Annotated in this window: 20 protein-coding genes; 10 read left to right on the top strand and 10 right to left on the bottom strand. The window is 37.1% G+C overall.

Annotated elements, in window-relative coordinates:
• Positions 1–38: 38 nt before the first annotated feature.
• Positions 39–1,055 (top strand): alpha/beta fold hydrolase, encoded by a 1,017-nt coding sequence (locus tag B0169_RS15270; protein WP_158077105.1) that lies wholly within the window; start codon positions 39–41, stop codon positions 1,053–1,055.
• A gap of 23 nt (positions 1,056–1,078) precedes the next feature.
• Here B0169_RS15270 and B0169_RS15275 read toward each other — a convergent pair whose 3' ends face one another.
• Complete coding sequence (locus tag B0169_RS15275; protein WP_077287360.1) at positions 1,079–1,984, bottom strand: cation diffusion facilitator family transporter; 906 nt, start codon at positions 1,982–1,984, stop codon at positions 1,079–1,081.
• A 112-nt stretch (positions 1,985–2,096) separates the two neighbouring features.
• Between B0169_RS15275 and trmL the strand changes: the two genes are divergently transcribed.
• Positions 2,097–2,561, top strand: a complete 465-nt coding sequence (gene trmL / locus B0169_RS15280; protein WP_077287367.1) for a tRNA (uridine(34)/cytosine(34)/5-carboxymethylaminomethyluridine(34)-2'-O)-methyltransferase TrmL — start codon at positions 2,097–2,099, stop codon at positions 2,559–2,561.
• 100 nt (positions 2,562–2,661) lie between these two features.
• Here trmL and gpsA read toward each other — a convergent pair whose 3' ends face one another.
• The 4 genes from gpsA to B0169_RS15300 form a co-directional block, all read right to left on the bottom strand.
• A complete protein-coding gene (gene gpsA / locus B0169_RS15285) occupies positions 2,662–3,669 on the bottom strand; it encodes an NAD(P)H-dependent glycerol-3-phosphate dehydrogenase (RefSeq protein WP_077287369.1) in 1,008 nt (335 codons plus the stop codon).
• A gap of 3 nt (positions 3,670–3,672) precedes the next feature.
• The gene (gene secB / locus B0169_RS15290) at positions 3,673–4,176 is read right to left on the bottom strand and encodes a protein-export chaperone SecB (protein WP_077287371.1); all 504 of its coding nucleotides are present in this window, start codon (positions 4,174–4,176) and stop codon (positions 3,673–3,675) included.
• 64 nt (positions 4,177–4,240) lie between these two features.
• Positions 4,241–4,498, bottom strand: a complete 258-nt coding sequence (gene grxC / locus B0169_RS15295; protein WP_077287373.1) for a glutaredoxin 3 — start codon at positions 4,496–4,498, stop codon at positions 4,241–4,243.
• Between the two features lie 20 nt (positions 4,499–4,518).
• The gene (locus tag B0169_RS15300) at positions 4,519–4,947 is read right to left on the bottom strand and encodes a rhodanese-like domain-containing protein (RefSeq protein ID WP_077287375.1); all 429 of its coding nucleotides are present in this window, start codon (positions 4,945–4,947) and stop codon (positions 4,519–4,521) included.
• A gap of 235 nt (positions 4,948–5,182) precedes the next feature.
• Here B0169_RS15300 and gpmI point away from each other — a divergent pair, with 235 nt between their 5' ends.
• The 3 genes from gpmI to B0169_RS15315 all read left to right on the top strand — a co-directional run bounded on the left by gpmI (position 5,183) and on the right by B0169_RS15315 (position 8,769).
• Complete coding sequence (gpmI, locus tag B0169_RS15305) at positions 5,183–6,727, top strand: 2,3-bisphosphoglycerate-independent phosphoglycerate mutase (protein ID WP_077287377.1); 1,545 nt, start codon at positions 5,183–5,185, stop codon at positions 6,725–6,727.
• 18 nt (positions 6,728–6,745) lie between these two features.
• Positions 6,746–7,927, top strand: coding sequence for a murein hydrolase activator EnvC family protein (locus B0169_RS15310; protein WP_143323567.1), 1,182 nt, complete (start codon positions 6,746–6,748; stop codon positions 7,925–7,927).
• Between the two features lie 89 nt (positions 7,928–8,016).
• Entirely contained in the window at positions 8,017–8,769 is a 753-nt protein-coding gene (locus B0169_RS15315; protein WP_235838596.1) for a divergent polysaccharide deacetylase family protein, read from the top strand.
• 5 nt (positions 8,770–8,774) lie between these two features.
• On the opposite strand, the gene B0169_RS15320 is transcribed toward B0169_RS15315, so the two are convergent.
• Complete coding sequence (locus B0169_RS15320) at positions 8,775–9,539, bottom strand: S1 family peptidase (RefSeq protein WP_077287381.1); 765 nt, start codon at positions 9,537–9,539, stop codon at positions 8,775–8,777.
• Between the two features lie 113 nt (positions 9,540–9,652).
• Here B0169_RS15320 and B0169_RS15325 point away from each other — a divergent pair, with 113 nt between their 5' ends.
• The 3 genes from B0169_RS15325 (at position 9,653) to B0169_RS15335 (ending at position 12,496) form a co-directional block, all read left to right on the top strand.
• A complete protein-coding gene (locus tag B0169_RS15325) occupies positions 9,653–10,474 on the top strand; it encodes a patatin-like phospholipase family protein (protein ID WP_077287383.1) in 822 nt (273 codons plus the stop codon).
• Between the two features lie 165 nt (positions 10,475–10,639).
• The gene (locus tag B0169_RS15330; protein WP_077287385.1) at positions 10,640–11,458 is read left to right on the top strand and encodes a PEP-CTERM/exosortase system-associated acyltransferase; all 819 of its coding nucleotides are present in this window, start codon (positions 10,640–10,642) and stop codon (positions 11,456–11,458) included.
• Positions 11,459–11,605: 147 nt separating this feature from the next.
• Positions 11,606–12,496, top strand: coding sequence for a ThiF family adenylyltransferase (locus B0169_RS15335; RefSeq protein ID WP_077287387.1), 891 nt, complete (start codon positions 11,606–11,608; stop codon positions 12,494–12,496).
• A gap of 729 nt (positions 12,497–13,225) precedes the next feature.
• Here B0169_RS15335 and B0169_RS19560 read toward each other — a convergent pair.
• The 4 genes from B0169_RS19560 to wecB form a co-directional block, all read right to left on the bottom strand.
• The gene (locus tag B0169_RS19560) at positions 13,226–14,086 is read right to left on the bottom strand and encodes a PEP-CTERM sorting domain-containing protein (RefSeq protein ID WP_077287389.1); all 861 of its coding nucleotides are present in this window, start codon (positions 14,084–14,086) and stop codon (positions 13,226–13,228) included.
• A gap of 161 nt (positions 14,087–14,247) precedes the next feature.
• Positions 14,248–16,962 (bottom strand): XrtA/PEP-CTERM system TPR-repeat protein PrsT, encoded by a 2,715-nt coding sequence (gene prsT, locus B0169_RS15345; RefSeq protein WP_077287391.1) that lies wholly within the window; start codon positions 16,960–16,962, stop codon positions 14,248–14,250.
• A gap of 135 nt (positions 16,963–17,097) precedes the next feature.
• Positions 17,098–19,863 (bottom strand): XrtA/PEP-CTERM system TPR-repeat protein PrsT, encoded by a 2,766-nt coding sequence (gene prsT, locus B0169_RS15350; protein WP_077287393.1) that lies wholly within the window; start codon positions 19,861–19,863, stop codon positions 17,098–17,100.
• A gap of 76 nt (positions 19,864–19,939) precedes the next feature.
• Complete coding sequence (gene wecB, locus B0169_RS15355; RefSeq protein WP_077287394.1) at positions 19,940–22,204, bottom strand: non-hydrolyzing UDP-N-acetylglucosamine 2-epimerase; 2,265 nt, start codon at positions 22,202–22,204, stop codon at positions 19,940–19,942.
• A gap of 335 nt (positions 22,205–22,539) precedes the next feature.
• On the opposite strand from wecB, the gene xrt reads away from it, so the two are divergent.
• On the top strand, positions 22,540–23,865 hold the full coding sequence (xrt, locus tag B0169_RS15360; RefSeq protein WP_158077106.1) for an exosortase: 1,326 nt from the start codon (positions 22,540–22,542) through the stop codon (positions 23,863–23,865).
• Between the two features lie 44 nt (positions 23,866–23,909).
• A complete protein-coding gene (locus B0169_RS15365; RefSeq protein ID WP_158077107.1) occupies positions 23,910–25,856 on the top strand; it encodes an acyltransferase family protein in 1,947 nt (648 codons plus the stop codon).
• The last annotated feature ends 22 nt before the right edge of the window (positions 25,857–25,878 follow it).

Consider the following 25,878-nt stretch of genomic DNA (forward strand, 5'->3'; position numbering starts at 1 on the left):
TTTACTTGCTATTAAGCGCCTTATAAGGAATAACATCATTGATTAGCACAGAATGTCTGGTGAGCAAGCGTGCACTTACCACAGAAAAAGTTATCGCCATCGAAAAATATTGGCAATCAGTGCATCAAGCTTCATTCACCACAGTTGATCAGGTTAATATCGCTTACGCCACGCATTTTAAACGCCCAGATCAACCTTACATTGTCATCGTTCCGGGTCGTTCCGAAAGCTACTTAAAATATCAAGAGTTAACTTTTGATTTAGATGCTTTAGGCTACGACTGGGTAATCATTGATCATCGCGGGCAAGGCCTTTCTATGCGCTTAACAGCTAACCCGTTACAGGGATACGTTGAAAAATTTGATGATTATGCTCGAGACTTGCACCAGTTACTCGAGCAAGTATTACCCCAAAAATACCCACAGCATCAACAAAGTGCTTTTATGCTGGCACACTCAATGGGCGGCGCTATTGCATTGAGGTACTTGCAGCTTTATTCTCACCAGATCAAGGCTTTAAGCTTGAGCTCTCCAATGATAGCTATCGCAAGTAACGGGGTCCCAACTTGGTTAGCTAAATTTTTGGTCAAAACTGGTAGAGCAATAAATCAATGCTTGTCGGCAACTCCTTGGTATTTTTTAGGGCAAAGCGATATCAATCAAAGTACATTTGATGAAAACCGCTTAATGCACTCAAAACTACGTTTTCAACGTTTTCGTGAGTTATATCATCAACGGCCAGAACTAAAGCTCGGAGGAGTAACATTTCACTGGTTGCAACAAGCACTAGATAATTCAGATAAGCTATTTATTGATTTGAAAAAATTATCACTACCCATACAACTGATGCAGGCAGAAGAAGAATATATTGTTGATAATAATGCCCAGAATAGTTTTTGCCGACAGTTGAGCACACTTAAGCCCGATCATTACCCAGAAAATAAACCAATAATAGTGGCCGGTGCCTATCATGAACTCTTTTTTGAGCTTGACCAATATCGAGATATCGCAATAAATAATGCCGTAGCTTGGTTTGTTGAGCATCATAACGACTAAGGTTGTTAGTCGCTGATACAGGCTTACTTATTACTTAAAGGCTTAACGACTGACAAAGGGTCGTGATGTATAAAGACCTCACAAGGCGCTAATGCTTGAATAATTTCACTCTCAATAGCTTCACCTATTTTATGCGCTTCGAGCAATGACAGATTTTCATCTAGCTCTAGGTGAAACTGAATAAAGCGATCAGGGCCTGCTTGGCGTGTACGTAACTCATGTAAGCCATAAGCACCTTCGTGCGCTAAAACAATTGCTCTTATGGTATTTAGCTCTTCATCTGTCAATTCATGATCCATTAAATGATGAACGCTGGTCCATATTATTTTACCTGCGCCTATGAGTAGGAATATGCCCACCGCAACCGTAAAAACGCCATCAGCCTGCAGCCAATAACCTTGACTTAAAAAAAGTGCGGCAAGCACGCCTAAATTCAATAACAAATCAGACTGGTAATGCAGGGCGTCAGCGCTAATCGCAACAGATTTAGTACGGTTGATAACATATTTTTGTAACATCACTAATGATAAGGTCAGCACAATTGCAACAATAGACACAAGCATGCCCACTTCCGTTCTAACGATTTGCTGTGGGTTAATAATGCGGTCTACGCCATTAAATACTAATAGCAACGCAGAACCTAAAACAAATGCGGCTTGCACTAAACCTGCAAGACTTTCGGCTTTACCATGACCAAATTTATGTTCTTTATCTGCGGGGGCTAAAGCAAAACGTAAAATAACCACATTCATGATCGAGGCAAATAAATCTAGAATCGAATCTGTTGCAGAGGCAAGCATAGCGCTTGCATCCGTAGCAAGCCAAGCGTATAGCTTTAGCACAACTAAGACTAATGCCGTTGTTGTTGCCGCAAACGCTGCTAGCTTAACGAGATAAGCATATTGATTCGCATCTAGTGGTTGTTTCACTATTTTAAACTCCTAGTAATAAATATTAAGCCGTTATTTATCAAGCATTACTTAAGCATTCGCTTCAAGCACGGTATAATGTTTTAATTATACAATTTATTAAGCACTTGATATGTTAGATGTCGTTTTATTTCAACCTCAAATTCCACCCAATACTGGCAATATAATCCGTCTATGTGCTAATACCGGTTTTAGATTACACCTTATTGAACCATTAGGCTTTGATCTAGAAGATAAAAAATTACGCAGAGCCGGTTTAGATTACCATGAATTTGCAGCATTGAAGCGTCATGCAAATTATCAAAGCTTTATTGAGTCTGAGCAACCGAAGCGTGTACTTGCAGTAACGACTAAGTCTACAGGTTACTATGGTGATGTTAATTTTCAATCAGGTGATTACCTGTTATTTGGCTCTGAAACGGGTGGATTACCTGAAGATGTTCGACAGCAAATTCCCGATCAAGACAAAATCAGAATCCCGATGCTAAAAGATAGCCGCAGTATGAACTTATCAAATGCCACTGCGGTTATAGTTTATGAAGCCTGGCGCCAATTAGGCTTTGCAAATTCAATTTAAAGCTTATTTTTAAGTTAGCATATTAGTTAATCATTAGCGCATAAAAAAGGCATACACCATAAATGGGGTATGCCTTTAAATAAATGATTTCAATATTCAGCTATTCAAATTTACGTTCGCGAGATAATAAATCGGCAGCAGCTAATTTGGCATCTTTACCGCAATAAAGCACTTGATATACTTGCTCAACGATAGGCATTTCTACCCCCATACGCTGTGCTAGCATGTAAACTTCTTTAGTATTGCGATAGCCTTCCACAACTTGTCCAATATCAGCCATGGCTTGTTCCACTTCAGCTCCACCACCTAAGGCTAAGCCAAAACGTCGATTTCGTGATTGATTATCAGTACAGGTTAAGACTAAATCACCTAAACCAGCCATGCCCATAAACGTTGATGGCTCAGCGTTTAATGCGCAACCTAACCGGGTCATTTCAGCTAAACCACGTGTGATCAACGCTGTACGAGCATTTGCACCAAAACCAATACCATCAGCCATACCCGCACCGATGGCGATAACATTTTTAACCGCCCCACCTAACTGAACACCGATAAAGTCGTTGTTACTGTAAACACGAAAGGTTCGTTCGCAATGCAGTAAATTAGAAATATCACTAACAAATTCTTCGTCTGTTGAAGATAGCGATATTGCTGTTGGTAGCCCTGCCGCCATTTCTTTAGCGAAAGTTGGCCCAGAAAGCACAGCTAAAGAAATTTCATTGCCTAAAGCCTCACGAGCAACATCTTGCAACAAGCGTCCTGACTCATGTTCTAAGCCTTTAGTGGCCCACACCAAGCGTGCATCTTTGCGTAAATGTGGTTTTATTTGCGCCAGCATTTCACCAAAAGCATGACTAGGCACAACTAATAAAATATTTTTACTGGCTGCAACCACCTTAGCTAAATCATCACTAACCAGTAATGGCTCAGGAAATTTACTGCCAGGCAAGTACTTCTCATTAGCGCGCGTACTTGCCATTTCAGCAACGTGATTTGCATCACGTCCCCAAAGTAAAGTTTTATGGCCATTTCGCGCTAAACAGATTGCCAACGCTGTGCCATATGAGCCAGCGCCAATAACTGAAATTGCGGCAGAATTAGGATTCATAAATTAGTGCGTTTCAGTGCTTACTTGCGCTTGCTCTGCTTGTGCTGCACGTTGTTGAACATAATTAGCAAATAATGCTTCAAAGTTCACTGGCGCTAAGTTAATTTGTGGGAATGAACCACGGCTAACTAAGTTCGCTACGGCTTCGCGCGCATATGGGAATAATGTTGTTGGGCAGAAGGCACCAATTGTGTGCGCTAATTGCGCTTCAGGTATGTTACCAATAGTGAAAATACCAGCTTGCTTAACTTCAGCTAAAAATGCAGTTTGGTCTTCAACTTTAGCTGTTACCGTTAGAGATAATGTTACTTCATAAGTATCATCAGCAAGTTTCGCTGACTTAGTATCAATATCTAATTGTACTTCAGGTTTCCATTCTTTTTGAAAAATAGCCGGTGAATTAGGTGTTTCAAATGAGATATCTTTAGTATAGACACGTTGAATAGCAAATTGTGGTGCTGGTTGTTCGTTTGTTGCTTCTTCGCTGTTTTGAATTTCGTCAGCCATAGTTTATTTCCTGTATATTTATGCCATTATCTAATGGCTTATTATGCTAAGTTTTTCACTGATATTATGATGCTAAAAGTGAAGCTAATTTTCCTTGCGCATGTAATGCAAATAAATCATCACAACCGCCAATATGACTATTGTTAATGAATATTTGAGGTACTGTTGTAGCTCCCTGACTACGTGTGATCATTTTTTCACGTAATGGTGCATCACCGTCAATTTTTATTTCGTTATAACTAACATCCATATCATCAAGTAAAGCTTTCGCTCGCATGCAATAAAAACAAGTTACTTTGGTATATATGTCAACTGCCATCATGATAATCCGCTGTTAAGAATTTACGACTTGGTGACAGGTAAACCTGCACTTAACCAAGCATTCATGCCACCTTTGAGTAAATTTACTCGTGTAAAGCCGGCTTTTGCTAGCTGGTTAGTCACTTTACCTGCACTAAGACCAGCACTACATACTACAATGATGGGATTATCTTTGTGCTTTTCAAGAGTAGCAAAGTCATTTTTAGTGACTTTTTCATTATCGAGATGGATTGCATCAATAATATGTCCGGCTTTATAATCTTTCTCACTGCGACTATCTACCACAACACCCGACTCTCTATTCACTAAAAAAGTCATTTGCTGTGTGCTTAATTGTTTAATCGGTGACATTTGAATTCTGATCGTTATAACAATAATCAGTAAAACAATGACTAACCAAGCCGTACTTAGTAAAGGCTGGCTCATTGCAAAAGTAATAAGTTGATCCATAAGAGTTACATTCTAATTAACTAAAAATTTGCCATAGTATACAGGCTAATAAACTAAACCCAAACTGAACTTTTCATCAACAATAAGATTGCTCAAATAACTTAAGCGCCACCAGCAAAATTTGATCATAAGCTCGAAACATTTTCTCTAAACAGACACAAGATATTCATTGCGTGTCTTGATATACTCAGGCGGAAAAATAATTTTACTTATCTTTGTTCGTATAAAGGAAGCCGTGATGTCAAACAAGAAGTCAACAGTTCTTATTATTTTAGATGGCTGGGGATACCGAGAAAACCCAGAATCAAATGCCATTTATCATGCAAAAACACCGGTATTAGACGACTTAATGGCCAATAGACCACATATGCTGATTGAAACATCGGGTATGGCTGTAGGTTTACCAGACGGACAAATGGGTAATTCTGAAGTGGGTCATGTCAACTTAGGTGCCGGACGAATCGTTTATCAAGACTTTACTCGTATCACCAAAGCGATTGAAGATAAAGAATTTCAAAACAACCCAACGTTAGTTAAAGCGATTGATAACGCAGTTAGTAACAACAAAGCAATTCACGTTTTTGGCTTATTATCACCCGGCGGTGTTCATAGTCATGAAGATCATATTTTTGCCATGTTAGAAATGGCTGCTAAGCAAGGGGCAAAATCAATTTATTTACATGCCTTTTTAGACGGTCGCGATACACCACCACGCAGTGCTGAAGCTTCGTTATTAAAAGCACAAGAAAAATTTGAAGAACTCGGCTGTGGACAAGTGGCCTCAGTGATTGGTCGTTACTATGCTATGGATAGAGATCAACGTTGGGAGCGGGTCGAGACAGCTTATAATTTAATGATTTCAGGCCAGGCTGAATTTCAGTATAGCCAAGCTACAGATGCTTTACATGCGGCCTATGCCCGTGATGAAAATGATGAGTTTGTTCAAGCTTCTGCCATTACTGGGCCAAATGGCGATACAATTCAAGTGCAAGATGGCGATGCCATGATTTTTATGAATTTTCGCGCCGATCGTGCTCGACAATTTACCCGCTGCTTTACTGATAAAAACTTTTCAGGATTTGAACGTCAAGCACGGCCAAAACTTAGCGAGTTTGTTATGTTAACTGAGTATGCTGGCGATATTGATGCACCTTGTGCCTTCCCAACAGTACAGCTGAACAATGTACTAGGTGAATGGTTAGAAAAACATAATAAAACGCAACTGCGCATTTCTGAAACAGAAAAATATGCCCATGTAACCTTTTTCTTCAGTGGCGGTAAAGAAGACACCTTCAATGGTGAACAACGAATATTAGTTCCTTCACCACAAGTGGCAACTTACGATTTACAACCAGAAATGAATTCGACACTGTTAACCGACAAATTAGTAGCCGCAATCGAAAGTGCAGAACATGATTTTATTGTTTGTAATTACCCCAATGGCGACATGGTTGGGCATACAGGAGACTTTGACGCCGCAGTAAAAGCCTGTGAAGCAGTCGATGCGAGCATCGGGCGAGTGTTAGTGGCTTTAGAAAAAACCCATAGCGAATGCCTAATTACGGCTGATCACGGTAATGCCGAGCAAATGAAAGATAATGTTTCAGGGCAAGCCCATACTGCACACACTTGTGAACCGGTACCATTAATTTATGTTGGCCGTAATGCGCAAACAGCTAAAACTGGAGCACTAAGTGATATTGCCCCAACCATTTTAGCGTTAATGGATATGCCGCAACCAGAAGAAATGACAGGTAGTAACCTATTAACGTTAACGTAAAACTAAGATTATTTTAAGGTGAATAGCTCATCAAACATTTACCAACATAGCCAATCTAGTATTGGCTATGTTGGTTGTATTACGCTGCTAATACTTTTCTGTTCGCTAACAGCCTACGGGCAATCAGACCTAAGTGCAAAAAACACCGCAAAAACAAATCAGCAACTGAGTGAGATCCAACGAAGAATTAATCAACAAAAACAAACATTATCAAATACCACAGTAAAAATTACCGATTTAGAGCAGCAACTTAAAACTGATGACTTAGCCATTGGTCAAGTGGCTAAAAAGCTGCAAGCAACTAAACAAGGTTTGCTGGCAGTACGTAAAAAAATTAGCCAACTTGCGAATGAACAGCAACAACTAGAGTCAGCTAAAAAACAACAAGAACAAATATTAGCAAAACAATTAAGGGCAGCTTACTCTGCAGGGCATCATGACTACTTAAAGTTAATGCTAAATCAACAAAAGCCCAGTAGCGTGCAACGCACAATTACACATTATCAGTACCTTAACGCTGCTCGCATTAAAGAAATAGAAACCTTTAAACAGACAATTGCTAAATTAAATGACATTCGAACTCAGCAGCAAGTAAAAGCGGAAGAGTTTACTCAATTAACCCAAGAGCAAAGCCAACAAAAACAGATTCTAGAACTATCAAAAGTAAAACAACAGCAAACCTTAAAAGCCTTAAATAAAAAGGCACTGACCGGCAAACAAAGGTTGAATAAACTAGAACGAGAAGAATCAAGTCTAGTAGCTTTGCTGAAAAAAATGGCCGCTGCAGCAAAAGCGGCTGAAAACTTAGTTGGCTTGAGCAAGTTGAAACGTAAGCTAAATTGGCCGGTTAAAGGTCGAATTAGCCACAGTTTTGGATCAAGTAAACAAGGCTATTTAAAATGGAAAGGGGTATTTCTTTCTGCTCCAGTTGGCCGGCAAGTGAAAACCATTCACAGTGGAACTATTCTTTTCTCTGATTGGCTTAACGGCTATGGGCTGGTGTCTGTTGTTGACCACGGCGATGGCTATATGAGTTTGTATGGCCATAACCAAGCATTACTCAAATCAGTTGGTGACCGGGTTGAAGCAGGAGAGCCTATAGCACTAGTTGGACAAAGTGGCGGGCAAGCTGACTCTGGACTGTACTTTGAAATAAGACATGCAGGTAAGGCCGTCAATCCTAAGCTTTGGTGCAGGTAAGCGTGTTCGTTCTTAAGTATTGAACTTATCGATTTTACCTGCTCGAACTGTTAACCTAAAACGGTTACTTAACATGAGAAATACTGCCCGTGCTCCGATTACTGTTGATATTAAGCTTACTCCTCCCCTTTTTTTCTACTGCTCAATCAGCGCAAGTTGCAATTATTATTGACGACATTGGTTATCGAAAAAGCGATGCCCAAGCTCTTTATCTTCCTGGTGATATTAGTTACGCCATTTTGCCTCATACGCCTTATGGAAAAAGGTTAGCCTTGCAAGCAAAAGCACAAAACAATGAGGTTATTTTGCATATCCCAATGGAGGCAAAAAATGGCAAAAAACTTGGTCCTGGTGCACTGACTAGCACAATGAATGAAGAGGGTATTCGACAAAGTTTAACAAATGCTTTTCTAGAGGTACCTTTTGCTTTGGGTATCAACAATCATATGGGGAGTAAATTAACTGAGTTATATCAACCTATGGCCTGGACAATGCAATTTCTCAACGAAAGAAATTTAATGTTTATTGACAGTATGACCACCAGTGCAAGCCAAGCAGAAAAAATCGCCATTAACTTTGGTGTACCTAGCCTTCATCGTCATATTTTTCTCGACAACAAACTCGAATATAGCTATATCCAAAGTCAATTTAAACAACTAATACGAGACGCTAAACGAGAACATAAAGTAGTAGCCATTGCTCACCCTCACCCTGAAACAATCGCAGCATTAATTAAGCTTTTACCATTACTTGAGCAGAATCAGATTCAGCTCGTACCGATATCGGCACTATTAAGCAATAAAGCCATCGCACAGAATCAACGTCTAAGTACAGAAGATTAAAACGACTAACTTTTAATCTTATGTTTTTTCAAAAGTTGATGCAGATATTTAACCGGTATCGCATAAGTAATGCCACTGGGTTTGCTGATCACCGTTTCTTTACTTTCTTGCACAAAAACTTTATTTATAATACCAATAACTTTGCCAGTTTCGATATCGTACATAGCGCTACCGCTATTACCTGGATAGGCCGTTGCATCTAATTGGTAAACTAAATAAGGATCTCTTAAGCGCTTAATCATAGCAATACTGATCTGCCTTGAGTCATCAACCGGAATGATGGTCGGCGTTACAGCAGCAATAATCCCTCTATGTGTCACAGGATAAAGTCCTAATACAGCACCAATAGGGAAACCGGTAAAGGCAATGGCGCTCCCCTCAGGCATAAAGCTACTTTGTGCTAACTGTAGTGCTGGCAACGGCTGGCCTTTAATTTTCAAAATCGCGATATCATGCTCTTTATCTGTAGCAATTAAAGTTGCCACTCTTACTTTTGCAGCTGACCCCTTGCCGGTAAAAACAGCTAATTCTTGTAATAAGCTTTCATCTAACTCTTTTGCAATAACATGACTATTCGTGACAACATAACTACCGTCACCAATCACAAAGCCGCTACCATAAAGTTGATTTTTGGGCCGGCCTGTTGGTGTGTAGACCCCAATACCAACAACAGAAGGCTTTATTAAACGTACAGTTTCAACTAAGTTACTATAGGCTGTTGAACTAAACAGCATGCATATCAATAGTAGTAACAATATCTGTCGACTCATTTCTCACTCTTCCTAAAAATTAATGACTAACGCTGAAGTTAGCACACTTTGTCGCTAGCGAATTCCAAAATTTTGCCCATAATTAAATAATCTAAGTATATGGAGAATAATACGTGGTTAGTATTGTACCTATTTTAGCTGGCGGTGGAACACGATTGCCTGCGCATATCGGCGTATTGCAAGCGTTAAAAGATTTAGAGATTAATTTCTCTCATATTGTCGGCGTTTCTGGCGGTAGTATTATTGCAAGTTTATATGCTGCTGGACTGTCGATAGACGATATTAAACATATTGCAATAACCACTAACTATAATCAATTTAAGGGCTTTTCATTAGTCAGTTTGATTCGTAATGGCGGCCTAAGCTCTGGTGATGTTTTTGAACAATGGGTTGATCATCACTTACAAGGTAAAACCTTTATCGACCTCGAAAAAAACTTACATGTTGTTGCCACCGATGTCAAAACTGGTCGCCCTGTTATTTTCAATCGAGAAAGAACTCCTGGCATGAAGATTTCTCAAGCCGTGCGTTTTTCAATGTCAATTCCTTTGGTATTCAGTTTCAAAAAATTTGGTCAGCACTTAATGGTTGATGGCAGTATTTTGTCTGAAGACGCCTTACATCGTGATTGGGCAAAGGATGGAACACCTGTATTATGCTTTCGTTTACGTGGTGAGCATGAATATGACGACCTAAAAACCAATGGTATGTTCCCTATCGTAAACTACGTCACCTTACTTATACGTACATTTATGACGACTATTTCACGTGAGTATATTAATGATGCATTCTGGCACAATACCATCATTATCAATACAGGCCTGTGCTCTGCGGTAGATTTTGGCATGAGCGAAGAAAAAAAGTTTTCATTGTTTGATATAGGTTATCAAACCGCTATGGAAATAGTCCCTATTAAAGCTAAACTGGATAATTAGAAGTATTGTTAAAGTAATGAAGATAAATATGTCACGGGTATTTAAACAATATATTCTATAATAAATAAATAAAACCTAAATTAATTATACAACTAGCTTAAAAACAGGTAATAATGGTTAGTATATCTAATCCTTAATAACGTTCACTAGGAAGCTGAGGTAATAATGAGTTGGAGCAAGAAATTGCTAAATGCACCGGTAATTGGAAATGTCACCAAACGAATTGCATCGATGAAAGTGAATCATGACGCAATGAATATTGCTGAGCACTTCACCCAATTCTTAAAGCCTGAGGTTGCAATTAACGATGAACTTAGAGATGAAGTGTTCCGTATTCGTCATAATGTTTATTGTGAAGAATTAGCATTTGAAAAAGTAAAGGATGAAGGTAAGGAACACGATGAGTTTGATGGACAATCAACTTTTTCAATGATTAAGCATAAACCATCAAATATCTATACTAGTTGTGTTCGAGTAGTTAAGTCAGCAAATGAATCTGAAGATCTCCCAATAGAAAAATATTGTATCGAAGCTATTCAAAATAAAGAGCTACATCCAAGCAACTTTCCTCGCCATGAAATTGCTGAAATTTCTAGACTAGCTGTAAAAGCTGAGTTTAGACGACGTAAAACCGATAAATTTAAAGGCTCGGCAATTGGCGCAATTAGTGAATCAAGCTACTCAGAAACTGAGCTTAGATGCTTTCCATTTATTGCAATAGGCTTATACATGGCAGCAGCAACCATGTGCATTGAAACAGGCGTAAAGCATATTTATGTCATGATGGAACCAAGACTAGCTCGTAGTATGAAGTTTGTTGGTATTAACTTTGTACAGTTAGGTGAGCCTATTGATTACCATGGTTTAAGAGCACCTTACTATATCAGCCCAACGATCTTTTTAGAAAACTTATCTCCAGGGTTTAAATGCCTCTATGAAAAAATATCAGAGGATATTTGCAAACACTTATCGCTAGTTGAATAAATTTTTCTGTATACATGCACCAAATGATATATCTGCATTTTTATCGTTAAATTTCACATACTATTAGGTAATATCCATCAGCACTAACGGTTTACATTAGTTTATTTACATCATATATAAATACTTTCAAATGCAATAGGAATAAAAATGTTTGATTACAACGAAGCATTTTCAAGGAACATAGGCTGGGTTACTAAAGAAGAGCAACAAAAGCTTAGAAACACAAAGGTTGCTATTGGTGGCTTAGGTGGCGTTGGCGGAGATCATACAATAGTACTTGCCCGTTTAGGTATTGGTAACTTTCATATATCTGATCTTGATGACTATGATGTTGCCAATTTTAACCGCCAAGCTGGTGCTAACATGTCTACTTTAGGTAAAGCTAAAGCAGCAGTTATGGAAGAAACAGTAAGAGGTATTAACCCAGAAGCGACGATAAAAAACTTTGATTCTGGTATAAATGAAGACAATCTCGATGAGTTTTTAGAAGGGGTTGATATATATGTTGATAGCCTAGACATTTTTGTTCTAGAAATCAGGCGCAAGGTCTTTCGTCGCTGCTACGAAAAAGGTATCCCAACAATTACCGCCGCACCTATGGGCATGGGCACCGCTTTTCTAGTATTTATGCCAGGTGAAATGTCTTTTGATGAATATTTCGCTATCGTTGACGCTGCTACAAATGCGAGTGAAGAAGAAAAAGCAAAAATATTTAATGATAATATTATTAGGTTTGTTATCGGTGTTTCACCTTCTGTACAACAGCGCCACTACTTAGTTGATAGATCTTCAGTTAACTTCCTTAAAAAGAAAGTACCCTCTACCTGCATGGGGATCTCATTAGCCGCAGGTACTTTATGTACAAACGTATTAAAAATTATATTACAGCGTGGCGATGTAATTCACGCACCGCATGGAATGCATTTTGACGCTTATAGAAATAAACTAATTAAAACTTGGCGACCTTGGGGCAACAGAAACTGGCTGCAACGCTTTATGTTTTGGCGAGTTAAAGTGCTGCTTAAAGAAAATAATTAGACTGGCTAGTTTCCAATTTATAGAATACTCTTCGGTTGAAATATGTCATATGCTTAGGTACTTTTACTGTTAATATTTCAGTATTAATCAGTAAAAGTATCAAGTAAAGCTGAAGCCGAGTTAGGCGACTGAGGTCAGTAGCGCTGTTTTAACGCATCACGATTTTACCTCTTCTAATAGCCTGAAACTCAATTATAATCACAGTAAACCTATTGAATACTGTAATATAAACATGTCAAATTAACGCTCTATGGATGATATGAAGCCTTTAAGAAGTTGGGCTTGCTCATAACTAGCCTTATAAATTTTTATCATTGGTATATACTCTTAAACCAAAACAACTTTAAAGTAACCATCTTAAAGTAACTATCAAATATGCTCTCGGCCAAATATGCTGTCGGCAAACCTGCCTCTTATACCAACCAACTATTCAGGACAAATGACCTTAACAACATGTATCAACAGCTGCCTGCAATCGATGCTACTGGTTATTTGATGCCAGCAACTATATGCAGACGCGTTTCGCCAAAGTAAAACTCTAGACTTCCCATGTCTCACTAGACAACTTGTAGTTCAGCGGCCTTATCCAAGCAATAGCTAAATTCAAATACCTAGCCAGTCTAATTTTTTCAACATTGATTAGGAAGATGGGTAATTATAAATATTGCAAACAAAAAAACCGCCATTTGGCGGTTTTTTTATTATTCATAGTAACTTTTCTAAGTTAGCTTATTTAGCTTTACGACGTGACGCACCGGCCATACCTAATAAACCTAAACCTAAAATAGCAAGTGTAGTTGGCTCAGGAACGTTTATATTAAGCGATGCACTGTGATTTGCACTTACATATACATTACCAGCACCGTCTGTACCTTTAAAACCAGCAGCAACATCACCACCAATAGCCGCTAATAGAGTCGACGCACCACCTTGAACGTTTTGATCGATAAGTAAGCGAATATCGGCCATAGGATAAGCTAGCAAGTAATCTTCAAATGAAATTGGAGTACCATTTTGGCTAAAAAACATTACGTCATCTTTTAATATGTCACCAGGGCCAGATAGAGATAAAACATCTTGGTTACCCGCAGTAACACCACCAGTAGCAAAATTAGCCGTTAAAATTTGTTCCGCTGGATTTCCATTAGTGAAACCCTGCCATAGGTTTAAAGTACCAGAAGTATATGTAATTCCAGTTGTAGGATTTAGCGTGCCAATTAAATCTACACCAAATGTTATATAAGAACCAGCAGCCGAACTTTCATTGAAAAGATCAAAAAAGTTACCCGCAGAAGCCAAGGTGTTAGAACCGCCGCTTAAACCACCGACCATATCAGTGAAATCTGTGTATATTGGGCCTGTTGCTATACCGTTCATATTGTTACCAATAAGATCATAACCAGCATATGTGCGAACTGTATTATTATTTAAATCTACTAAGGTATGTGAGTCGTAATTAACTGTGAACTGTTCAAAAGCAACAGATAATGCACTGTCACCATTTAAGTCAACCTGAATAGAATCAGCGTAAGCTGTGTTAAAAACTAAAGCACTAGCAACTGCTGCTGCTTTTAATAGAGTAAGTTTCATTTTTTCTTCCCTTTAGTTGTATTATAAAATCGATTAACTTGCTTGTAGTTACTTAATGCATAGACTAAGCCAACAATTCAATACCATGTTTTAAAAGGTTTTTTATGTATAGAGCATTTCTTAAAATTAAAAATGTAAAAAATACTGACATCTAACTTACCTTAATGAGAAGAAATCTCATTAAATAGCATTTTCATTCTAGGTTTCAACGTATTTATATCTATAGAGCGAAGTAATTTTTGTGCTGAGTCAACATCGTCATTTAATTTAAAACTCTTAGCTAACCAAACTTTGTAATTAGCATTCGATTTATCTAAATCTACTGAAGTTGTTAAGTGAGAATGTGCTTTGGGTAACTCACCAAGCTCTAACAAAATAACACCGAGCGTATTATGAATTGCTGCCAGATTTGGTGACTTCTCCAAGGCTTGCATTGCAAATTTTTTCCCCTCTTCGTATCGCTGTTGAGTATAATATAGCCAAGCGATATTATTTAATGTAACAACACTTTCATCTGTATCTGATAACAGTTGTTTATAGTACATTTCAGCTTTTAAAGGATATTGCTTTTCGTTTAAAGCGGCTAACTTGTATTTGACCAGAATCAAACTGCTATCTTCTGATTTAAGAAGGTAGCTTTCTAATAACTGAATTGCTTCATCAACCTGGTTTTCGTTTTCAAATGCTTGTGCGAGCTCTAACGTTACGAGCTGGGATGCATTTCTTTTCTGTGCTCTGCTTAAAAGCTTTATGGCTAAGGCACTATCACCTTTTATTAAGGCTATTTTTCCCGCTACTCGATCATAGCTAGTACCTTGTTGGTTTTTGACTAAATTTAAAACATCTTCTGCTTCCGATATTTTTTTACTTTCGATATAAAGTGTACTAAGCATTATTAATAAGTCGTCATTTAACGCGTTGTTATCCATAGTACGAAGTTTTTCAATAACCTTGATAGCTTCAGCTTTTTTACCAGTAACATTTAAAATAAATGCTTTGTTTTTAATAATTTCAGGGTTGTTAGGAGCCTTATTTTCAATAGAGTTTAGGGCTTTTTCAGCTTCTTTTATTCTATTTAATGATAAAAGTGCCCTTGTTTTTATTAATGTCATTTCCAACTGTGCAGGCGACTTCAATAAATAGCGAGACGTAACAACTAGCGCTTGCTCAAATTCATTATGCAATAAATAAAATTCCGCTAAGACAATCTGCCTATTGACATTGTTTTGATCTGATTCAAACTCTTTTATGAAGAATTGTTCCAATGCTTTCTTTTTGGCTGGCTCTAATGATAATTTAAACAAATACCTCACAGCGTAAAAATTCGAAGCTGAATATGTATATATTTTTTGTAAATATTCTTGAGATTTCTGTGTATTCCCTGCTTTATAGTAAGCTTCGCTCAACTTAAACATTGCGCCTTGATGCTGGGGTTCAGCAGAGAGTATCTTTTCGTAGACAGCAATAGCTGAATCTAGCTCTTGCTTTTCAAGGAAGACACCACCTCTAAGTAAGTTCGCCGTAACTTGACTACTGGGCGATAACGAATTCGCTATTTCTAAAACCTTGGAGTACTCTTTCTTTTGTAAATATTCTTGTGCAAGTAATATTTTCGGTTCGATTCCTTCAAATCCATTTGAAATAGCTCGTTTAAAATCATCTACAAACGAGGTATCACCTTCCATTACTTTCAAGAGACCAAGTCTGAAGTCTGTAACCCCCTCATCTGATGTAAAAGATTTTGACGCCTCTTGAAGCACTGCTCGAGTTTGCTGATAATTACCACTCTGAATTAAAGAAGTTACAAGTTCGGGTAGTTGTTCATTTCCGTTTACACTACGATATGTTAATTGGTTAGTTAACGATTTCACTATAGTATTTACGGGGTGTTTTTCTGGGAAGTAATCCTTTACAGTGCTCAAATAACTGTATGATGATTCATATTGCCCTAATTGATAAGCGCTCATTCCAGCAATAACTTTAGCTAAAACATCCTCACTAGTACGCAGAGCTATTTCTGCAAATTCTTTTGCTAAAACGTAATCCCTAGCATTAAATTTTATTTCCGCTTTAATCCTATTTAAAAGCGCATGGTTTTCATAAAAAGTTAATAGCAGATCAGTGTTTTTTTCAGCTTCAGAATAGTTTCTGGCTTTAGCATAGTTACTAGCTAATTGCAGTCGATGTGTATGAGAGTCAGGGTGAATTGATAAAAATAATTCTAGTTGTTCGCTTGCCGCTTTATATTTGTTTTGCGCGACTAAATTCGCCACTCGTAACTCTATAATATCTTCCTGAATGATTGATGCTTTAGTTATAGAGTCCATTATTGTTAAAGAGGCTTGATACTTTTTATTTAGAAAAGAGTCCCATGCCATAGCTAATTGGCCTACAGTATCGTTCTCATTAACTAAAACTATTTCATCAAGAATTGCTTGCCCTTCTTCTAAGTAATTCTCTTTAAGTTCAATAATTGCTAAATATAGCTTTGCTAAGTTACTGTATTTCTCTTCACTATTGATTGAATTCAAGTACTCTTTATTATCAAGCCGATAATTAACCTTGATTAATAATAGCTTAATTTCATCATCTGTTCGTCCCGCTTTTTCAGCCCTTCTAAATTCTTTTTCAGCTTTTAGCCATAACCCTTGTTGCATGTATATTGAACCAAGTAAGAACCTTGCTTGTATATTATTTTTATCTACTTTTAAAACATTTTTTAAACTAATAATAGCAGCATTACGCTCGTCTTTATCAAGCGCAACTTTTGCTTCAGCCAAGTACTCTGTAGGGGTTTTATTATCTCCACACCCTAAAAGCATTGTCGTTATCAGAACACCAGTACAAGCTAGTTTAGACTTATAATTAATATACATATAAATTCCTTAATTTTATAATTACACAAACATCCATTTTTAAATGATAAACAATAATTACATAAACTAGCTCACATATTGTTCACACTTCAACAAGCTGAGTTTCCGCTTACAGAAGTGCACTGAAGCAGTACTTTAACTATTTTTGTTATTAGTTAAGCTTATCAAAAGGTTCCTTCTTTTTTCCCTTTTTAAATCTTTGATCTGTAATCGTTTTAAAATAGAAAGTGCATCTTTATTGTTTTTATTTGAAATTAAAACTTCAGCATAGTTCATTGATATATCAAGATCTTTGCCTTCAGAAATCTTATAAGCACTTGCCAGTGCTTTTGATGCTAACACAATTTTACCTGCTTTAAATAACACCATACCTCGCGTATCAAGGACATTAGGATGCTTTGGCGCAAGCTTTACAGCTTCAGCAGAATATTTTAATGCTTGTTCCAAGTTATTAAGATCGAGGTTCAACCAAGCTAGATTATTCAACACTATAATATTATTACTTTGTGTCTTAATTAATCGCTCGTATTCAGCAATCGCTTTTACAGGTTCAGTTACAGTATAATCATTCGCTAGCATCATACGTATGCGATCATCTTGATCATTGTTCGCTAAATACTCACGTAAAATGTTCTGCGCTTCTTTTATGCGATTATCGCCCTTGTACGCCATCGAAAGTAGCACGGCATTTTTACTTGATGGATAAGCTTGATAAAAGGCAGTTAACTTATTAACAGCTTCAACAAAATCTTTTTCAAGTAACGCAATACGGCCTGTTAACCCTAACTGAAGTTCAGGTTGAATTTCCTTAAACTGTTGGTCCTGATATAACTTTTTAGCAAGGTACAGCTGATTCGTGTCTAATAGCAATTGTATTTTAACAATCTTCAAAACCAAATTTTCTTGGTGATGATCCAACAAGGCCTTATCTAAATATTGTAATGCTTTATTAGTTTGGCGTTGTTTAACATAATAATCAGAGATCATTAACACGGGCTCAATATGATAAGGATTAGCCTGTAACCATTTTTCAATAGTGCTGACTAGTAGCAGCTCATTTTTTTGTTTCTTATAGATTGCTATCCGCTGTAACCAGGCCTTTTTTGGCGTTTTAACACTAGCATCCATAGTATTTGAAACAGCTAACGCATTTATCAAGTCATCTGAACTAATTAATGCGTCAACATACAACAACGCTAACGCTATATTATTAGGTTTGCTTTCATGTGCTTGCTTAATTTTTAGCAATGATTCTTCATCAGACTTAATCGCATAAAAATATCGTAAAGCTTTAGGATTCTTGGGATCTTTATCAACCGCACGTTGAGCAAAACGCTCTGCTTCTTCTCTATTACCTTCATTAAGCGCTATTTTTGCCAACTCTGTTAACGCAAATATATTATCTTCACCTTTTGTTAAACTGGTCTGTAATGCTTGCTTCGCCAAATCAACTTTCTGCTGGGCAATATAGACCGCTGCGAGCATATTATAACTAGCAGCTACCTCAGAGTTCTGTTCTTGCCATTTTTTAGCAACAGCAAACGCCTTATCAAAATCACCCGACTGTAAGGCAGCATAAGCAATAGCAAGCTCTGCACCTTTTAAGTTCGGGTTTTCCTCTAATGCGGCCTCTAAGTTATCGACACCTGAAGGGTCATTCATCAGTAATTTTAATACCCCTTGTCGAGCATTATCTGTCGGTTCAGATTTACTTATACTCGCTGATTTTTCTGCAAATTTTATCGCCTCTTTTTCAGCACCTACTGAATACAAGTTAAAACTGAGCGTCGAAAGGAACTTTTCGTCATCTTTATTTTGTGGTGAAAAGGCATCTAGAGAATCAGTAACATCATCAATCAAGCCTAATTGAAATTGACTAACAATTAGCATTTTCTTTGCTGGATGCTCTGGCACTAAAACATCAGTAATGACAGACAAGTGATTATGCGCTTTTTCGAAGTTACCTAAATGAAAAGAGCTTGCGCCTGCAATTAAGCGTAACTGTGGTAACTGCAAGTTTCCTTGAATAGCCTTTTCAGCAAACTCGACAGCAGAAGCGTAGTCTTTTTTTACATATAAAGTGGCTGATTTAACATAGTTCGCGACAGGTTGATTCGGCAGCGAAGCTAAAATTATATCAGCATATTTTTCAGCTTCGTCGTATTGATTAGCTTTTAACAAACTATCAGCAAGCAATAAATATACGATACGGGCATTTGGCTGCAAACTGCTATATCGCTTATATCGTTCGCTCGCTTTAACATGATCCTGTTGAGCTGTTGCAATTTGCGCTTCTAGCATAACAACTTCAGGGTTGTTACTTGCATTGCTGCTAATGGCATTAACTAATGCATCAGCTTTTTCAATATTACTTTGATTTAATTCAACATAAGCTTGAGAAAGAATAGCAAACACATTGGCTGGTAAAATTGAGACTGCTTGACGTGATGATTCTATCGCTAATTCAGCTTGCTGAGATTTAATCGCCGCGAGTGTTTTATAAGCGAGGTATTCCACCTTACTTTCGTCGGGTAAAGATTCTACGCCCTCAAGCGTCAGAATACTATTATCGTCATTCGCAATTAAATAGGCTCTTGCAAGCGATGGTAATAACTTGCCACTTTGATAGTTTAACGACTGCGCTCGTTCTAATTCTTTCACTGCATCCAATGCATTACCTAAAGATAAGTAGGCTTGCCCCAACAAAAACCTTATTTCACTATCATCTGGCGCTAATCTAGCCGCATTTTTTAAAGCGACAACTGATTCTTTATACTGGTTTTCTTTTGAATAGCTTTTTGCTTGCATAAGGTAAGTATCAGCACTTTCCTGCTCTCCACAAGCAGATAGGGCTAAGGCAACTGACAAACATAACGTCAGTGTTTTAGTTCTTGTATTCATTTTCTTACATCCAATTTGTATCGAGCGTTATTTTATTCATTAAATGACGGCCCATCTATTAATGAGCCGTTACTTATTACTTGCGGGTATTAAAAAGCGGAATATTTATTTGTAAATCATCATAGCAACTATGATCTGTTACAAGGATGGCAACATCAGCCCACGCTTGCATTTCTGATAGCGAACCAACATTGGCACAATCCCATGCATTCACAAATGGGTCGTGATACTTAACTTCAATGCCATGTGCTTTAAAGTAAGACAATATACCGTCAGCGGGGGTTTCTCGGCAATCATCAACATTAGCCTTATAAGCCACTCCTAAAATACAAATTTTAGTGCCATTTACAGATTTGAGTAATTCCAACGCTTGTGCGGCAACAAGAGCAGGGCGTTCATCATTAATTTTACGTGCTAATCGGATAAACTCACCGGCTTTAGTGTTTTCTACTAAGAACCACGGATCAATTGGAATACAGTGTCCACCAACCCCAGGGCCTGGGCTTAATACATTAACTCGAGGATGGCGATTTGCTAGACGAATAACTTCATGCACATCAACCTCAAGCTCTTCACAAACTTGTGATAATTCATTCGCAAAAGCAATACCGACATCACGCGAGGTGTTTTCAACCAGTTTTATACATTCTGCTGTTGTTAAGTCAGTTAAAAATACTTCACCGTTAACAAAGCTTTGATAAATATCTTTCACTTTCTGTTGTGCTACTTTACTAGAGGCGCCAATAATTCGGTCATTATTAACTAATTCATTCAAGGTTTCGCCTGGAATGGCACGCTCAGGACAATGCACTACCTCAATATTGAGACCAGCATCAGAAAAACGCTGCGCTACGGCTAAGCTCGTTTGTGGAGAAATTGTTGATTCAACAATCACAATTTGTCCATCTTTAGCGACCTTAGCAATAGCGTCTGCAGCTGCGAAAACATAACTGCGATCACATCGGCTATCTTTATGCGGTGTTGGTACAGCAACTAAATAGGTATCACTTGACGGAATAACAGTCGAGGCTTTTAAAAAGCCTTGGCTAACAACTTTTTTAATCAGCTCTGGCATACCAAGCTCATCAAATGGGCACTCACCACGGTTAATGGAATCAACCTTATCTTGGTTCAAATCAACACCTGTAACCGCGTAACCTGCTTGTGCAATTAAGCTTGAAATAGGCAAGCCCATATAACCCATACCAATAACAGCTAACGTTTCATTTTTAGCAACAATGGTAGCGGTATCAGTTTGGGTAAAGTCTTTAACAATTACATCAATAATATATTGAGCAACATGTCCGTCACCAAAAGGGTTATCCCACGAGTAGTCATCACGGCTTAACCATTGCTTAGCGGCTTTAATCGCTTTAACTGCATCTCGGCCTACTAATTCACTCGCACCAACTTCTACCGCTTCAGGTCGTTCAGTGTTTTCACGTAATGTCAGGCTAGGCACACCTAACAAGCAGGCTTCTTCTTGAATACCACCAGAATCCGTTAAAATTAACTTCGCGTGCTTTTGTAATTGAATAAAATCTAAATAACCAACAGGTGCAATTAACTGCAAGTAACTTGGCAGCTCAATATTAAATTCTTTCAGCTTAGATTGAGTTCTAGGGTGAATAGGCCAAACAATAGTACCGGTGTAGTTTTTATGCATTTCATCAAATAAATGCAGCAACTCTAAAAGATTTGACGATACATCGACATTAGAAGCACGATGAGCAGTAACAAGGAAATATTCACCCGCTGTTAATTTTAGGTCAGATAAAATATTACTGGTATTGGCGGAAATTTCTAAATGTTGAAACAATGAGTCTGACACAGTATTGCCAACCGTATGTATTTTCTTGGTTGCTATGCCTTCTGACTTAAGAATTTTCTCTTGGTTAGCGCCAACTGCAAATAAGTACTCACTAATGTGATCAGTCATTATACGGTTAGTTTCTTCAGGCATAGTGCGGTCATAACTTCTTAAGCCCGCTTCAATATGACCTACTTTAATATTTAATTTAGAAGCTGCTAACGCCCCTGCTAATACCGTATTAGTATCCCCCTGCACAAGTACAACATCAGGTTTTTCTTCTAATAAAATGGGCTCCATTTTTATTAGAATATTACCGGTTTGATTACTGTGTAATCCTGAGCCTACACCTAAATTATAATGTGGAGCGGGAAGGTGTAACTCATCAAAAAAGATACTATCCATCTCTTTTGAGTAATGCTGATTTGAATGAATTATAAAGAATGGAATATTTCTTTTTTCACACTCTCTGATCACTGGCGCCATTTTTATAATTTCTGGCCGTGTACCAACGATGATGCCAATTTTCATTTAAATTTCCCTACATGATAATAATATTAATTCAATTCAATATACCCAGTTTACCTGTTAAAAAAACTTTTAAAAGTACTAAGGCGAAAAGCAAGTCAATAATATTCGACTTCGTTCTTTACATCTTGATAGGTGGCATTTCAGTATTAACCGTTTCATAAAGCAATAGCGTGACAATCAAAGTGTTGATACAGTAATAAGACTATAAATGGAATGATGTTAATTTAATACTAGCCAAATCTTTTCACTAACAATAAATCAATTAGCTAATAATGACGCATAATACTAATACAAGCCCTTTAAAGAAGAACAAATTTAAGCCTGCTTTGGGACTCATGCTTATTTTTGTGTTGTTTGCCTTTTTGAACATCCCAATTTTAAAAACAATATGGGAAAACAGTTTCGACGACGGCACCTATTCACACGCATACCTTATCCCGATTATCTCAATATATTTATATTATAATTTAGCTAAAATTGGTCAACTAAGATATCGAGAGCAGGTATCTGTGCTACCCGTATTGCTTGTTATTGCGAGTGCTGCCTTGCTCTTTGTTATGTCGTCTGCACAAATTAGTCTCGGTTATTGGGCGGCAACATTAGCTATTTTATTATCAAGTATCATGCTGATATACCGCACAAATTGGCAGCTAATATTTCCGACGCTGTTCCTTGCCTTCTTAATGCCAGGCTGGGGGCTGCTAACCGCCACTTTACAAAAAGTTTCAACAAGTGCAGTAACTTTTTTAATGAGCTATAGCGGCATACCCACTTTTGTAGAAGATAACTTTGTTACTATTCCTGCAGGCGTTTTTGAAATTGCCGGAGGCTGCAGTGGCCTAAGGTACTTAATAGTTTCGCTCGCCATTAGCTCATTATTCAGTTTTCTTTATATTAAGAACACCAAAAAAGCATTGTTGTTTTTTACTGTTGCTATATTAGGCGCTTTAATTACCAATTGGATCAGAATTACCGCATTGATTCTTATTGGTGAATATACCAACATGCAAAGTGATTTAATGACTGATCATAATGTTTTCGGATGGTATTTATATATTCCCTTTATGTTTTTATTGTTTATGTGGGGTAATAAATTAGCTGATCACGACTTGTTGTCAGACACGGCTATTAATGCAGCATCGCCAAGCAGTGTTTATCCTGCACGAGTGAATACTTTAATCTTATTCGTCGCTATTATCATTTCATCAACAGCACTAAAATCATTATTTCTAAACGACTTATCATTGAGCACTAAAATATCAGAGATTAAACCGATGATTAAACGCTATACCACTGTAGAACAAATATCATCGAGCACCGGTAACACGCCTGACATTTACTTAAAGTACTTTTTCAATGGCACGTTAGGTAATGGTAAACCAATGGCTCATGACAATATTTATATACCACTCGGCTGGCATGAGATTGGTGAAGAAATTATAGGTGATTGGAACTACATCACTATTGCAAAACAAAATAAAGTTGCATTAATACGCTACAGTTTTGATATTAATAATCAAAAAACCGCTTATGCTGGGGTCTTTAAAAAACAACGTATTAAAGCAGCATTATCTGGTCAGAGTGAAACATATTTACACTGGCAATATAGTCATTGTTTAAGTGATTGTGTCGAAGAAAAAAAGCTAAATAAAACTAAATAAAACTAAATAAATATGCCATCTACATACATCACAGGGTTATACATTTGAGTACAAATAATTTTTATAGGGCTGACATTGATGGTCTAAGAGCAATAGCAGTAGTAAGTGTAATTATATATCATATTGAATCGAGTCTGCTACCTGGTGGTTTTCTAGGTGTAGATATTTTCTTTGTAATTTCAGGCTTTTTGATAACGGGTCTACTTTTAAAAGAATTACAAAAAACAGAAAAACTTAACCTCCAAGCATTTTATGTGAGGAGGGTTAAGCGTATATTACCAGCTCTATTAACTGTAATATTATCAACATTGATTGTTGGGTTCTTAATATTCACGCCTGCTGATTATTTTTCACTATTAAAGTCAGCAATAGCATCGCTCCTATCACTTGCGAATGTATTTTTCTACTTTAATTTAGATCAAGGGTATTTTGCAAAAGACACTGCAGAAGTTCCACTTCTCCATATGTGGTCATTAGCTGTTGAAGAACAGTTTTATTTAATTTGGCCATTATTAATGACTTTTATTTATAAGAAAAAAGGCTTTACTTTCTTATTTTATACTTTATTAGTAATACTTATCTTCTCTTTAACTCTTGCCCAAACATCACTTAAATTTGACCAACCCTTTGCCTATTATTCACTTCCAACAAGAGCATGGGAGCTCGCCGCAGGTGCAGCTCTTTCTATATATCTACAGAATAAAAAGGAAACTTCCAAAAATATATCTAATCTTCTTTCTCTAATTGGAGTACTCCTTATTTCTGCAAGCTTTTTGGTCGTATCTAAGCAGAGTGATATTCCAGGCCTTGATAATATTCCTTTAATTTTAGGAACGCTTTTGATTATTGTTGCAGGAAAAAACTCTGACAACATTTCACGGCGAATACTTTCAAATAAAATAATTGTATTTGTTGGACTTGTTTCTTACTCCGCATATTTATGGCATTGGCCGATGATTGCCTTTACAAAATACGCGACTATAGAAATCGACTTTTTCATTGGCTCAATGATATTTGTTTTAACCTTTCTATTAGCAACACTTACTTATTACTTGATAGAAAACCCTCTAAGAAAGCTAAAGATCACTACTTTCAAAGCATGGTCAAATTATTATATTTTACCAGTCACTTTTTTAGGTATCACTTCTGTGATATTAGCCTACAACATAAAAGTTCATTCACCTACATTGTATGACTGGGATCAGTATTCAAAAGTCGTAGATATAACTCCTAATTGGAAATACAAATACAACTGCCAATACACTACTTTTGGAACTCAAGTACTGGATGAAAGTGAGTGTGTTTTTCCAAAAAAACAACTATATAAAACCTTGTTAATCGGGGATTCGAATGGTGCTCACTTTATAGGAATGATCCAAGCATTTGCATTAGAATACAATTTCACTTTCAAAAACCTAACACAAAGTTCATGCCCTCCTTTATTGCAAGCGAAAGCATTAGATTGGGTTGACTCTAAATATCAAAAGGGATGCTTTGCATACAGAGAGTTCTTATCTAATAATTTAAATAAATATGAACACATAATTATAGGTGGAGACTGGTCAGATTATGATAGGTTTAAAGACTTTAGACCTTTATTTATCGAAACAATAAAGGAGCTAGCAAAAACAACTAAAAAAGTAACTATTTTGGCTAAAATACCTACATTTCAAAACTACAATGTTGAATGTGAAATACGCCAAGTGAAAATAAATAATTTAGATTGCTCTTTGACGAGATATGACAAAGTGTATGACGACTTATCTAGCGTTGCTACGATTAATAATTTTATTGAAAATATTTCAGAAAAATATAATAACGTAAATTTCTTTAGTATCAGTGATGTCCTTTGCCCTAATGATATATGTTCTCCAACTCTTGAGGGCCAGTTTATATATGCAGATGGTGGTCACCTCCATATGAAGGGCTCCCTTCAAATGGGTGAATATATATTAAAATTACATCATGAAAAAACTCAATTATTTCAATAATTAATTACGAATGTATGGTATT

Source organism: Cognaticolwellia aestuarii (assembly GCF_002000025.1).
Classification (GTDB): domain Bacteria; phylum Pseudomonadota; class Gammaproteobacteria; order Enterobacterales; family Alteromonadaceae; genus Cognaticolwellia; species Cognaticolwellia aestuarii.